Here is a 12993-nt window from a genome sequence, read left to right as displayed (position 1 = left end):
GGTTCTTGTGGTTTTGTTTCATCCTTTTTAGTAGTTTGTTTGCTAGCTACAAATTGATCGTAGTCCCCTTTTTTTACTTCACAAGGTAAGCCGTCATTGTCACGGTCTAAGTCATGAGGATCGTTATTTGCACTGTATCCATTGCTGTGCCAGAATTCCATAACTTCTTGTTTGTTTTTAAAGTGGCTGCAATTCTTGTCGTTTGGATTTTTTTCTGCAAATGCAGCAGAACTGTACCCCACTGTTAATAATGTTACCGCTGTTGCTGAAACTAATAATTTTTTCATGATTTTCCCCATCTCCCTAAATGGTATGTATTTACATCGGAAATTTTTACATTTAAAAACTTTAAAATACAATAATATTATGTAGATAAATGTAAGATTTCTATATGATAATAGCAAACAATTAATTCGAATATTGTCATATTTTGTCGGTAGAAAATAAAAAAAGAGTACCAGTCTCTCCTTTTTATCTATTAGTAAAAAATAGTCACCTATATGGTTGATGTTGATATTGGTGATATGACTAAAAATGTTGTGCTGGTATACTATAAGGATGAGCATATGGATCTGGTAGTGGCCAAGACTTTGGTTTAGGAATATGCCACCACTACCACCATGAAATTTCATGTGTCCAAGGTTCAGGCATAGGGCCTAACACAGGACTCTGTCTGTGAAAAATATCCATTCAAGTTCGTTCCTCCTAACATAAATTTGATATATATTTGATGTATTATATCTAATTAGGAACATTATGGATAATTGTCCCTTTAGAATTGGGGGAACATCTAAAAGACAAAAAAAGAGAGCATCTCCGCTTCTCCTTTTTTATGAGTAGATTTTATGACATTAGTTGACTTCACTCCCATCTGGTATACCGTCGATAATACTTTGTGGATGAATTTGGACTTTTTCAGTAAAGTCGTATTTTCTATAGACTTGAGGGCTAGCTATACCTCGCTTTACCCAGTGTACTCCATCTTCTTTGTCGTACCAATATATACTTCGATTGGATGGTTCATCTGAACGAAATAAATGAGTTCCTTGAATAATTGGGTTTCCTAATGGGATTCTATCTAAATCTAATACCTCATGAGATGGGGATTGGTTAAATAAAGATAAATAAACAAATGGGCCGTGAATTAATCTCCTAGTGCCCTTATCAATTAAATATATATTAATATCCCTAGGCGATTTAACTTTTAAACCATTATATATCTGTGGGTTTTGTAATAGCACGTCTGAGGTTAATTGTTGTCTATAATCTTGTCCATAATTCCAATAATAAGGAAGGGAGTTCTGTGGAATGTAATATATATAAATAATTCACCTACTTATTAGTATTTGTTTGTATGAAATTAAATTATGGATACTGTAATGGATGAGTGTTTGTCTGGTATGCCTATTTTTTACAAAAAAAGAGAGCCGAAGCCCTCTATAATAACTACTAATAATCATAGTCACTACTCTCATAGTAATATGAATTTGATTCATTACAGCAGATACATGTTGTTTGTTGGACAAATAATGGACTAAGTGAAGCGTTAGCTGTAGTGGCATTTGAGAAAGTAATACTTTGAACATCCTCAAATAAGAAAGTTTTTCTATCTCCTGGTGTTAATGTAATTGTTTGTGGAGTTGTGGAATTAAATGTTCTAATAGTCAATGTAACAAACGCAGCAAATACAGGGCTAAAACTAAAGCGAATTAGAGTTTTATTGTGATTAGTTGTAAAATTTTCAAATAGGGTAATTGTAGAACCGGGTGGAATTTCAAGACTTGTAGGGGTAGTTTCAGAGCCGAAAATTGTAAATGTCTCTATGAAACAGTTATTGGAGTTTGAAGAGTTACATGATTTTTCTTTTTTCTTGTAATATTTCTTTCCATCTTTCCAGAAATAATCTGCCATATCTTATCATTCCTTTCAAAAAAGAGTTTAAGTTTGTCCCATATATATTATGAAGGTTGTATAAAAAGGTTCTAGTTTAAAAAGAGTAAATAAAAAAGAGAGCCGAAGCCCTCTCCCTTTAAAAGTTACTGTATCTGTAATGATCCGCCCAAGTTTACTACTCTGTTTTATCAAGATCAGCCGATAATTTCTTCAATATATTACGTGCTTCTTTCTTCTCTTCATCTGTTAACTTAGCAGTCTTACTCTTTGCTTCAAGTGATTTAAGTACTTGCATGTATGTACTATCTTTAGTACATACAGTGTCTGTATAAGAGTCGCCAATAGCTACTACTGAATAATACGTTTCATCAGGAGCATAGTAATTTATTTTTGCCACATATCCAGCAGCGTATAAAGTTCCGTCTTTATCAATGCTTATAGAATTATTTGAAGAACCAACATGGAATAATGAAAATGGCATTTTCCATTTTAGTGTTCCATCTGGATTTACTGCAAATACTTCTCGTTCTGACCTAACATAAACTACACCATTTTTATCTATTATTGGTGAGTTCACAATAACCTGAGTACCCGTTGAGTATTTCCACTTTAATGTATAGTCTTGATTATATGCAGATAACCCGCTATTTCCAGCTATATAAATTGTCCCATCCTTCGAAGAGATTGTAGGAGCAGCTTTTGAGTTTATATCATCTTGTCTCCACTGCTTTATTGGATTTCCATTTTTGTCAAAAACATATACAACAGATCCACCATTTATATATAACTCACTATTTAATCCTAAAGAAAAACCAGGGTTCCCCCCATTCCCGCTAAACTTTTTATTCCATAATTCCTTGCCATTCTTATCATGAGCATAGAGAAAATAGTTTTGACCACTTGAAAGCAAAGTGTAAATAGTTCCGTTTTTTGACACTAATGTAGAATTCTTGCTATCGGTAGCTCCTATAAACATCTCATCTGATACCCATTTCTTTGATCCATCCGAATTATAAGCAGTTATTGTTTTTGAGTTATATACATAAACTGTACCTTCACTATCTATAATGGGAGTATTATAAGTACTTGCATCTTTAACTTGCCATTTAATCGAACCATCAGGATTTAAAGCAGTTAGTTTTCCGCTTGTAACATAAATTGTTCCATCTTCCGCTATAACTGGTGTACTACTTAAGTATGCTACATCATCTTTAATCCATTTAATTGAACCATTTTTATTTAACGCATACAATTTTCTATTGTAGTTTCCAATATAAATCGTCCCATCACTTCCTATCGCTGGCTGAGACTCCATCAATTGAGTACCACCATCTTTTGCATAAAGCTTGTATTCCCATTTCACTTTACCTGTTTCTGTTCCAGCATACTGTGAGTTCCTATTCCAGTTCTGTCCAAAAGGAAAATCAGCTTTCAAATCATATTTACCTTGTTCAAATTGCTCACCTTGTGTACTAGTGGTTTCTGCTTTTGTCATTGAAGTAGGATGTAATCCTACCATCAATATAAACAGAAGCATCATTAGCATAAATTTCTTTTTCATAATATACCTCCTATATGTAATATGAATTATTTTATCATATTAAATTGATTTAGAGATTTATAAGGCGGGATATCATAAATAAAAAAAGAGAGTCGTAACTTTCACTGATCAATACGATAAAATAGGCATCAGGGTACTTCATACAGAAAAATGCACTATTGCATATCCTTATCCGTAAGTGCGAGAAAGCATTGATGTACAGCTGTTTTTACTGAAGAACAAATTGAATGGATAAGAAAACACTACAAACCAGGCCACTCTAAATATGGACCTAGAGCAATGGCTAGAACATTCGGAACATCACATTCAACTATAGGGAAGGTTGTAAGAAATGAGACTTGGAAGCATGTGTAACGAGCTTCTAACGAAACGCGGAATCATTCCAGAAATGGATAGGGAGGCGGTTTAAATTATGGAAGAAAGCACATTATCACTGTTAATTGTATCAGCAGCGATATGTGTATTCGTATACCTGGTACACCGAATAGATGCCTGGACAAAAAGACAGGGTGGTCACGGAATGACAAATAAACAGCAGTGTGATGAATATGAACGTAAGAAAATCTTGTGAATTATAAAGGATTTAAGATCAAAGGGTGTACATAACAGCGCAGATAAGGTTGAGGAAACATACAAGAGGTATATCACACTCTAGCTAAATGATAAAAGCCCTGCAAGGGGATGCAGGGCAAGACTAAGGGTATTGAAGAATTGTCGATTCTAAAAGTAAAGGACTTCTTGGAATGTAATAAGTTTAACACGCACTTCATTAAATTTTTATATAAAGATTTTACATATTTATGAACATAGACAAACTTTTACTTGTCTGAATGTTCAGGGATTTAATGGGGATTCTCCACCTTATTGAGAGGTTCCTGGATATTCCGATGCGTGAAAGCATCAAAAAAGCCCGTACAGAAGCACAGGCCAGTTGTTACACATATCGGTAACTAAATTTTAACAAACTTTCAGAAAGTTAGCTATTGAAAAATAAAAAACGCTCGATGGCAATGAGCGCTGTAGAGAAAACATTCCCTAAAATTAGCTACCTCTATTATACCATGAATTTTCTCTCAGTAAATAAGGAGTGAAAGACCTATGTTAGATAATAATCAATCTAAAGTCGTCCTTCCGAAGTGGATAGAAGACGTCATGCCGTTATGGAGGAGTTAAGAGAAATTCATCAATTACAGCTGGAGGGAAAATGGGATGCCACGAATTGGATTGGATTGGATTTGGAAAAGGAGAATTACACAATGGCGTTGCAGAAGGAGAAGTACATGAAGAAATCGCGTCGTAACTTATATATTGCTTTAGAAGAGTTGGATTTAGTGTTTGATGAAAGCGAAGTGACTCAATTAAGGGAAATGTGGGATGAGGATAAAGATATTCTTGAAATAGCAAAAGAGTTAGGAAGGCATCAACTAGAAATCGCCGCATTGATTATGGATCAGACAGATAAGAAAAAAATCAAATCGCGTCCAATGGGGTTAGGGGCATGAAACAACTAACACTGGAGGATGTAGTCGGAAGTTTTGATTATACCGCAACAAGTACCGTGAACAAATTCTTGAAGCGGAATAGCGTTATGACGTGCTCAGTAGAGTTTTACGACAAAGACGAGAAGTGGAAGCTTCGTTGGTTTGATGCGAAGTCCGAGAGCAGAGCTATAGAAATGGCTAAAAAGAAATACAGAAAGATACAGATTATCACCACTTATATTTCTGATAGAACCTTAGAAGAGATAATGAATTTGGATTAGGAGACATAGCGTTATGACGTATTTAAAGGGTAGAAATTCATTTGATTGAACGAGGCACTAGTAGGCGTCATAGCGTCAGTAGAAACGTTGGGATTATTGGAATCAGAAAGAAATATGGGCTTCGGATTTACTGGCTATGGGCACTAAATAAAAAAGGCTAGGAGTTCCCCTAGCAAAGAGTTATGTCGTACAGAAAGGTACAAACTTAATGTTTGCGATTTCATTATATAACGTTCCTGGGGTGGAAGGATTGACTCATAGCAATCTTTACGTAACTTTTACATGTGATTGAAATATTTGATAACACAGACATAGATTTATTAGAAATTGAAATTATTAAAGGAAGCTATGTATATGTAAATTTTTAATAAAATGCTTATTGAAATAAAAAAATGGTCCTTACTATTACGTAAGAACCCCATAACCGAAGAAAAAAAGTCGTATGTGAAACCAAGTGGGAATCACAATGATATTTCAACATCTAAATATATAGTTGTCTATACATCAAATCGAAAAACATAGTTATTTAAACGAAGGAGCCCTAGATTTAGGGATCTAGGGCTTCTTGTGTCGGTATAACTCACACAATTTATGAAAAGAAAAGAACTTACTGAAGATACCACATGAATGTTTCATAAATGTATCAAAAAAGTGAACAAAATAGTTATTTGAAAAAAGGACCTCTTACGGAAAGATAAGAGGCCATGAAAAAATGTTGTATTTGAAACACGTGATATTACACAAAGATATTACAAAAATATTAATATATTATGTATATGCAATTTAAAAAGTTGGTATAAATAATAAACTGTATAAAAGTCTTATTAAAAAAGAAGCCCTAGAATTATTGTGATAAGCGGACAGACAATCATACTGTTTTAATGAGTTTACTAGATGAATATGAAGTGTAATGTAACGAAAATAATATAAATCCGATATGGAACGGCTAGGGAAATCAAACAAAAATTTCATTTTGTATTAAGTTAGAATATAAAAAGAGCACTTAGTAAAGTGCTCTCGTGACGAACCTCATTTTATAACGACTATTTTATAAAGAAAGGAACACAGAATATTATATGTGCGCCAGTCAATTAAGTGCTACAAATAAAGAGCAGCTAGCAAAAGCTAACTGCTCGGTTCTCCAAGGGGGAACAAGGAGAAAATCTGATGTCATATACAGTATTGACGGAATATTGGATTTTATTCACGAGAGATTATATTCTGAAATTTGAATTATGATAGTCGATATTCTCCATATTGACCAAAAAAGAACTAAAAGTTCTAGTGAAATTCCAAGGGTTCTTTTCTTAGTTTTTTGAGATTCTTTTATCAAATAGCCCACAGCACTAATTGCTATAAGAATGAAAATAATAAGTTCGAGTGTAACTGGCATTCTATCTACTCCTAAAAATAAGTTTGTATATAAAGATTATAAAATATTATAGTGATTGGTAGTTAAAAATTCAACAAAATAATACTCTTAATAGAAAGTGAGGAATAACAATGGGACTAGGAAACCGTGGGATGGCATTTGAAATGCAAATGTATCAAAGAGGGGGGAGTGGCGCTTATTAACAAGCTTCCGATTCCTGTCAAGGTGTTAAAAAGCAAAGGTGACCGTGTACTAACTGGATTCTATGGAGCAAAGAGCACAGTAGACTATGACGGTGTATATAAGGGACGAGCTGTAGCATTTGAAGCGAAGTCTAGAGAGAAAGATACACGTTTTGATTTAAAGAACATTGCGCAGCATCCATTGGATTACCTGGAGAAAGCGGAGAAGATGGCCAACAAGAAACGAAAATTATTAAAGGCTTAATGGATAACGGAACCATGTAGAGTGGATGGTGGGTGCGGATTGCTATGCATGGTTCCTTTATTCAATAAAGAGATTGTAAAATTTCACATACCTAATGTGATGATAAAAAGACAAATTTAGAAATAGGGGGATTCCGTCATGGAGAGACAATTAACATTATTACCAGCTATTGATAGAGGCACAGAGAAACAAGTTCAGAAAGAAGTAGTGAAAATACTAAAGGAATAGCGCGTATTGAAAACTTATTTTGAAAATGAAGTGGAGTTAGAACACGAAGGAATCAGTTTGTTCCCGGAGATTAGGGACACAACACATATTAGCAATATTAAGTTCAAGCAGATTAATAAGGCTTTACAGTATGTTTTAAGACTATGATGAGGCAGAAATTATCAAGAGAAAGTAATTAAATGCTGATAAACCGAAAGACAGTTATATTTACACTGAATTATCGATGAAGAAAGATCACTTCTATTATAAGAAGAAAAATACGATTCGATTGATTGCTACATCTTTAGGGATGATTTAATAATAAAAAAAGCCAAATTGACAGTTTTTAATTAACTATCCATTTGGCTTTTATGTTTTATTTTTTAGGCATCCATGTATGTCCGCAATTCATGCAGCCATTAACAATATTTTTTCTACCAACAAATCCACTGAATAAAGTTATCGGTGGTCCTAGTAACATAATAAAAGCAGCAGCGAATTTATCAATATCATAAAGTGGAGATGTTCGAGAATTTATATCATGAACAGAAATAGAAACTATCAAAATAGTAATAAGTGTAACTAACAGAAGAAATAGAATTAAAAATGTCCTTTTGAAATTATAACCACGCTTATTACCGACTATTTGATCTGATTTACATTTCCTACAAACTACGCGCCTTGTTACTTTTTCTTGCTTTACTGTCATGTCTAACCATCCTTACTTGTATAAAATTATAATAGTTTAATTATATGATATTAATACCTGAACTGGATACAAATATTATCAAAAAAAGAAAAAATATAATAAATTGGAATGTTTATGTTTTTAAAAATATCGACAAAACACCGAAAAAAATGGGGACTAAATTGGGAGGGGGGATAATGAAATCAACGGTATTCTTAATGTACAAGGCCTTTGATAACCTCATATCGAAAAGGAGTAGTACACCTATAAGTAAAACGTTCTTATGCGAGAATGTCACGATAACGTATACCACATAGCAGGGCCGGCACGACGGTACGAACCCGCATTAAGACGAAAAGACCAATGAATGTATAACAATGACATATTCCAGTGTGGCGGGTGTGAGATAACTTGCATTCGTCACGCTGTTTCTATTGTATTTATCAGTCAGCTCGGAATGAGTCCTCTGGGTTGATAATAAATATAAGTCTATTCCCTCTAATATGTCGGTTCTTGAAAATGGAATGGGGGTGGTTGCTCATGATTGAGTGACACTTGCATTCTAAAAAGCTAAAAAGTATACGTATCTCGTACATTAGTAATTACTCACGATTCTTATTAATGACCAAAACGAGGGCAAAGAGTTCCACTCTTTGTTTGAGCCAATACTGTGGAAACATTCCCCTTCCGTCCCTCTAGTGTATTGGTTCAAACAAGGCGTCGGAAGAAACATATACGTCTTGGATATAATTACATTGTATAAAACGATTTGGTCAGCTAAGGCCCTCCATCAGCCGATATATTGACCAGCTCTACGGAGTATAAACGAGAAGATTCTTGGTCTTCTCTCAGCCACCGAACGTAAAGTGCGTAGCTAATAAGAGCTAAAAAATTATATGATGCGGTGGCTTGGAGAAGGTTGAGAGTACTCAGCCTTGATCTAAGAGAAACTTTTGCCGTTTTTTCCTCTCTTTTCTCCCATCCCCTTGAAAGCTGTCACTTCGGTGATGGCTTTTTTGATATAATTAAAGAGAGGGGTGGATAGAATATGAATTTAAATGAATCTGTACTTTATTTTGATAAAGAGAAGATAACAGAGGATAGAATAGTATCTCATGTTAGACATTATGTTGAACTAGCACAAAGAGGTTTAAGTGTAATTGAAAAAGATGATAAAGAAGCTATGAATTGTTTAAAAGAAATCAGAAGAACAATGTCTGAAGAGTACAAGTATTATACTAAATCTAAAGTCCAATCAATAATGTGAGATAGCGACTTGTATAGTACATACTATCACTTTATACAAGAAGCCTTTGTAAAACAAAACTCTCCTAATGCATACAAAACTTTAGGGAGTAACTTATATGATGTAATGGATTACGGAAGGCATTATTATAGAGAATATTTAAAGTGAGCATCCAAAACGGGTGCTTTTTTCTTTGTTATATAGAAATTACACATTAACGATTAGTCATATTTAAGAATCTTGAACATAAGATGGTAGTGACACCGAGAAAGATTCATTGTGTTTGCTACTCGCGTTAACACGTTTCGAAAAGGCACCTTAATTAGGTGTCTTTTTATTTGCACCTTTTGAAAAGGACAAGCATATATTGAATTATGGGACAAGTTCTTCGTGTCTCATTCAATACTCAGAGAAAACCCCTTATCACATTAAGGGCATCCACGGCGCGGGTGCTCTTTTAAAATTATCTTATTCATATCAAAAATACTTTTACATAAAATAAAGTGAGAGTAGGCAAAAGAGTCAACGATACTCTAATAATTCGAAAGAGCGTCCATTGCAGGCGCTCTTTTATTTTGAACAAAATGGACATTTGGTTAGGAGGATGAAGTATGGATGAACAGAAGAAACCAAGAAATACATTAGATATTGAAGTTAATGTTGATACAAATGAAGCTGAACTAAAGATTGAGCGATTAAGAGCAGCTGCTGAAGGATGTACAAAAGTATTTCAAGAGTTAGGAGATGCTATTGCTAGTGTAGGTGCACTGATACAGGTTCCGGAAGTAAAAGTACCGGTTTATATAGATGGTAGCCAACTTGTTAATCTTGATGCAGTTAAAATTGCAGAAAGAACATTAGGGATTAGAGAACTATAAATGATTAAACTAATAGGGGTCACCATACATGCCCATCAACTTAAGAGTGTAACCCGACTGAACTTTTGTTCAGTCGGGTTACACTCTTAAAATAGCAGTATATTCTTAAAAATGTGCATATCAAATAAACCCTAACGGGTTTCATTTTTTTAATTATGCAATTTTCTTTTGTTTTCTCAATCCATTATCTTCATAGACAACACCCATAATATCAAAGACAGTCTTCTTCTCATATCTGTGAGATTTTCGTCCATTCTTCTGTAGGATGGTGAGTTTTTTAATGTACAAAAGAAAAGACACCCTAAAGTGTCTTCCTCCGACCTGATAACTACATTTTATGATTTCATTTTCTTTATTACATACCTTGCTGCAGACACAGGAGAAGTTAATGCTAGAATGTAGAGTTTTGCTTTTTCTTGGTTATTTACAGCGTTTTGAATGTATACTTTTTTATCATTTTTGATGATATCAAGGGAATTGGTTTGGGGCGCAATGTTCTAGAGGATTTGAAAGTAAACTAATATTCAAAAGTTTACTTTCGAAATAACAAAAAAGTCCTATATAAGAGGACTTTTTTGTATGTATATAGATTAAGATAATAATAGCCATTCTTTATTTTTTTATTTCTTTCCACAACTATTAATTAAATCATATTGTTTAGAAATCATTTCATTCCGAATTTGATCGAGATGTTTATGTAATGTTTCTTTTATTGCACTACCTGTTTTACTTTCAAAACTTTTGTTTAATTCAATTCCTTGTTCAGATAAACTTTTACATACATCATGAAATGCTTCTTTGTTTTTTTGGATGGTATGTTTTTGGCTTGTTACTATGCTATTTGTTTTGAATGCTACATCAGTTTTTAAAAATGATTGTTGCATTTCTTTTTCTAATTGCTTTTTAACAGCTTGCAACTCATCCATAATAGTTCCAACTGCACCTACTGCAGCTTTCTCTATTTCTTTTTCTATTTTTTGAATTTCCCCTATAAAATCCATCATATTATCTCATCGCCAGTCCTTCAAAATTTGTCCCTAATTGATTATCTTTATCTCGTAATGAATTAGCTGCATAAGCAATATCATCTCCAAAATGAATCAATTCTTTTTGTTTTTTCCGTAAAAGATGAATTAGTTCTTCTGCTAGCTGTACATCATGGAAATAATCTTTTCCATTTTGGGATATTTTTGCAACCTCTCTAATTGCCTCATCTACTTCATGTTCTTCTAACAGATGATATTTTCCTCCAGGACCTGTCTCATGCTTCAATTGACTCTTTAATTTCGCAACTTCATCCTCTTCTTGTTGTTGAAATCTCTCTATATTTTTTACAATATCAGATAATATATCACTTATTTTTTGTATCTCTTTTGCATGACGAATGATATCATCTGGTTCTAATTCTAGTCGAGCACTACCATTATTGTGGAACATGTCTCTAAAAGTTGACATTGGATGTTGTCCCATAAATACTGCTGCGAGAAAACTATCCGTTCCATTACTTTTTGTTGTAAATTGCTTACCAATCATAGGTGCTCCAAATTGCTCAAAATTTCCTACGGCATCTTTTCTATGAGTATAATCTACTACTTTATTTTCCATTACGCCTTCATCTACTCGTTTTTTTGCTTTATCACTTAGTAATCTATAAATATTTGGTGCAGCATATGTTGTTGCATAACAATCCATTTCTGCTGCTACATATTGGGCTTCTGCAGCACCTTTACTATGTCCGGTAGTGTGAATAGATGTAGGGTTATATTTTTTCTTAATTTTTTCTGCAAATCCTAATGCACTATCAAATGATGTCGGTACCTTTTCGCCTGCTACACCAAGGTTCTTTTTCTGTCCAAGTGTAATTTGAACTATATCTGTGGTTTTATCTCCATCGAATCTACCAAATTCAGTACCGCGGTATGCAATGATTACATCGTCATAATGTGTTGCATTTTCATCATATTTGTCTGCTGGTACTACTGCGATAGCTTGTAATCCATTTTTCACTTTTGTGGCATCTGCGTCAAATGTTTCTATAACTTTCCACTTTTTATTATCGATTCCTTTTATTTCTGCTTTTTCGTGTAAATAGTCCTTATCATAAACATCATTTGATAGGTTAAAATAATCTTCATCCGTTGCAATGGTATTCTTTCTAAACTTATTCATATGTTTCAACTCATTTCATGGTATATTTTAACTATATTCAAATACAAGGGGATTTTAAATGAAAAAGAAATTAGTGATTATTTTATCCATTATTTGTATTATAGCAGGAGGATATTTTACTATGGAATACTTAAATAAAAAAGAACAAGAAGAAAAGTTTTGGAAGATACAAGAGTCACGGATAGAAAAGTATATTCATTATAATATTGAAAATGTGGAATCTATCACATTTTCAGATCATAGTGTAAGCCCTATGGGGGTTCCTCAATTAAAGGGGTATATAAATAATAATAAAGAATTATGGTTTATAGGACATATTAGTAACACGAAAAATTTTGAAGATCACTTTGGACGTTCTGGAGAACTAGGAAAACTTATAAAAAATCCTGAAAAATCCGTATCCGAAATTGAAAAAGAAGAGAAAGTAAAAAACCAAGAGTAGTCTTTGCACTACTCTTTTCTATCCTATTTTTAAGAAGAATACATTGGTAAGTGTTTTTTATAAGGGGAATTTCTAATGAAGAAAGTAATGATTTTGGTTATATCTGCTATAGTGCTCATAGCAGGAGGGTATTTTGCAATGGAATACTTAAAACAAAAAGAAAAAGAAGAACAATTTTGGAAAGTACAAGAAGCACGAGTAGAAAAGTATATTCGTTATAATATTAAAGATGTAAAATCTATTACATTTACAGAAAATAAGGTAAGTCCAATGGGAGTTCCTCATATAAAAGGTTATATAAATAATAATAAAGAATTAGATTTTATAG

The 12993-nt window shown here is 33.3% G+C and carries 13 protein-coding genes and 2 pseudogenes; 8 read left to right on the top strand and 7 right to left on the bottom strand.

The window, feature by feature from the left end; genetic code table 11:
- From MR107_RS26980 to MR107_RS26970, 3 genes are all read right to left on the bottom strand, one after another.
- The coding region (locus MR107_RS26980) for an excalibur calcium-binding domain-containing protein (RefSeq protein WP_242292936.1) at positions 1 to 287 on the bottom strand (287 nt) is incomplete at its 3' end.
- 1162 nt (positions 288 to 1449) lie between these two features.
- Complete coding sequence (locus MR107_RS26975) at positions 1450 to 1911, bottom strand: hypothetical protein (protein ID WP_242292935.1); 462 nt, start codon at positions 1909 to 1911, stop codon at positions 1450 to 1452.
- Positions 1912 to 2068: 157 nt separating this feature from the next.
- Positions 2069 to 3454 carry an outer membrane protein assembly factor BamB family protein gene (locus MR107_RS26970; RefSeq protein WP_242292934.1) on the bottom strand — a complete coding sequence of 462 codons (1386 nt, stop codon included), beginning with the start codon at positions 3452 to 3454 and terminating at the stop codon, positions 2069 to 2071.
- Between the two features lie 1256 nt (positions 3455 to 4710).
- Here MR107_RS26970 and MR107_RS26965 point away from each other — a divergent pair.
- Together MR107_RS26965 and MR107_RS26960 are read left to right on the top strand one after the other, a co-directional pair.
- Complete coding sequence (locus MR107_RS26965; protein ID WP_142950294.1) at positions 4711 to 4956, top strand: helix-turn-helix domain containing protein; 246 nt, start codon at positions 4711 to 4713, stop codon at positions 4954 to 4956.
- Positions 4953 to 5216, top strand: a complete 264-nt coding sequence (locus MR107_RS26960) for a hypothetical protein (protein ID WP_064531662.1) — start codon at positions 4953 to 4955, stop codon at positions 5214 to 5216. Before MR107_RS26965 ends, MR107_RS26960 begins: the two co-directional genes overlap by 4 nt.
- 1204 nt (positions 5217 to 6420) lie before the next feature.
- Here the strand turns inward: MR107_RS26960 and MR107_RS26955 are convergent.
- On the bottom strand, positions 6421 to 6609 hold the full coding sequence (locus MR107_RS26955; RefSeq protein ID WP_064531659.1) for a hypothetical protein: 189 nt from the start codon (positions 6607 to 6609) through the stop codon (positions 6421 to 6423).
- Positions 6610 to 6719: 110 nt separating this feature from the next.
- Between MR107_RS26955 and MR107_RS26950 the strand changes: the two are divergent.
- Together MR107_RS26950 and MR107_RS26945 are read left to right on the top strand one after the other, a co-directional pair.
- Positions 6720 to 7002, top strand: a pseudogene (locus MR107_RS26950) (Holliday junction resolvase RecU); the annotation flags it as partial.
- A gap of 171 nt (positions 7003 to 7173) precedes the next feature.
- Positions 7174 to 7561 (top strand): annotated as a pseudogene (locus tag MR107_RS26945) (ArpU family phage packaging/lysis transcriptional regulator).
- 57 nt (positions 7562 to 7618) lie between these two features.
- Here MR107_RS26945 and MR107_RS26940 read toward each other — a convergent pair.
- Complete coding sequence (locus tag MR107_RS26940; RefSeq protein WP_064531656.1) at positions 7619 to 7951, bottom strand: hypothetical protein; 333 nt, start codon at positions 7949 to 7951, stop codon at positions 7619 to 7621.
- Positions 7952 to 8978: 1027 nt separating this feature from the next.
- Here MR107_RS26940 and MR107_RS26935 point away from each other — a divergent pair.
- Positions 8979 to 9197, top strand: coding sequence for a hypothetical protein (locus MR107_RS26935; protein WP_242292933.1), 219 nt, complete (start codon positions 8979 to 8981; stop codon positions 9195 to 9197).
- Positions 9198 to 9787: 590 nt separating this feature from the next.
- Positions 9788 to 10054, top strand: a complete 267-nt coding sequence (locus tag MR107_RS26930) for a hypothetical protein (RefSeq protein ID WP_242292932.1) — start codon at positions 9788 to 9790, stop codon at positions 10052 to 10054.
- Positions 10055 to 10674: 620 nt separating this feature from the next.
- Here MR107_RS26930 and MR107_RS26925 read toward each other — a convergent pair.
- Both MR107_RS26925 and MR107_RS26920 read right to left on the bottom strand, forming a co-directional pair.
- Positions 10675 to 11058 (bottom strand): hypothetical protein, encoded by a 384-nt coding sequence (locus MR107_RS26925; protein WP_242292931.1) that lies wholly within the window; start codon positions 11056 to 11058, stop codon positions 10675 to 10677.
- Between the two features lies 1 nt (position 11059).
- Positions 11060 to 12223, bottom strand: a complete 1164-nt coding sequence (locus MR107_RS26920; RefSeq protein WP_242292930.1) for an alpha/beta hydrolase family protein — start codon at positions 12221 to 12223, stop codon at positions 11060 to 11062.
- A 58-nt stretch (positions 12224 to 12281) separates the two neighbouring features.
- On the opposite strand from MR107_RS26920, the gene MR107_RS26915 reads away from it, so the two are divergent.
- Complete coding sequence (locus MR107_RS26915; RefSeq protein ID WP_242292929.1) at positions 12282 to 12665, top strand: DUF1433 domain-containing protein; 384 nt, start codon at positions 12282 to 12284, stop codon at positions 12663 to 12665.
- Positions 12666 to 12740: 75 nt separating this feature from the next.
- Positions 12741 to 12993 (top strand): DUF1433 domain-containing protein (locus MR107_RS26910; RefSeq protein ID WP_242292928.1); only part of this gene is annotated, 253 nt, incomplete at its 3' end.

The sequence above is a fragment of the Bacillus cereus group sp. BfR-BA-01441 genome, assembly GCF_022663075.1.
GTDB classification, from domain to species: Bacteria; Bacillota; Bacilli; order Bacillales; family Bacillaceae_G; genus Bacillus_A; species Bacillus_A cereus.
The sequence above is the reverse complement of the archived record's forward strand: the minus strand, read 5'-3'. Positions and strand labels throughout refer to the sequence as shown.

What these genes read in the sequence shown, in the direction of transcription:
- MR107_RS26975 (WP_242292935.1), bottom strand. Translation starts at nt 1,911, where the DNA reads ATGGCAGATTATTTCTGGAAAGATGGAAAGAAATATTACAAGAAAAAA.
- MR107_RS26970 (WP_242292934.1), bottom strand. Translation starts at nt 3,454, where the DNA reads ATGAAAAAGAAATTTATGCTAATGATGCTTCTGTTTATATTGATGGTA.
- MR107_RS26965 (WP_142950294.1), top strand. Translation starts at nt 4,711, where the DNA reads ATGGCGTTGCAGAAGGAGAAGTACATGAAGAAATCGCGTCGTAACTTA.
- MR107_RS26960 (WP_064531662.1), top strand. Translation starts at nt 4,953, where the DNA reads ATGAAACAACTAACACTGGAGGATGTAGTCGGAAGTTTTGATTATACC.
- MR107_RS26955 (WP_064531659.1), bottom strand. Translation starts at nt 6,609, where the DNA reads ATGCCAGTTACACTCGAACTTATTATTTTCATTCTTATAGCAATTAGT.
- MR107_RS26940 (WP_064531656.1), bottom strand. Translation starts at nt 7,951, where the DNA reads ATGACAGTAAAGCAAGAAAAAGTAACAAGGCGCGTAGTTTGTAGGAAA.
- MR107_RS26935 (WP_242292933.1), top strand. Translation starts at nt 8,979, where the DNA reads ATGAATTTAAATGAATCTGTACTTTATTTTGATAAAGAGAAGATAACA.
- MR107_RS26930 (WP_242292932.1), top strand. Translation starts at nt 9,788, where the DNA reads ATGGATGAACAGAAGAAACCAAGAAATACATTAGATATTGAAGTTAAT.
- MR107_RS26925 (WP_242292931.1), bottom strand. Translation starts at nt 11,058, where the DNA reads ATGATGGATTTTATAGGGGAAATTCAAAAAATAGAAAAAGAAATAGAG.
- MR107_RS26920 (WP_242292930.1), bottom strand. Translation starts at nt 12,223, where the DNA reads ATGAATAAGTTTAGAAAGAATACCATTGCAACGGATGAAGATTATTTT.
- MR107_RS26915 (WP_242292929.1), top strand. Translation starts at nt 12,282, where the DNA reads ATGAAAAAGAAATTAGTGATTATTTTATCCATTATTTGTATTATAGCA.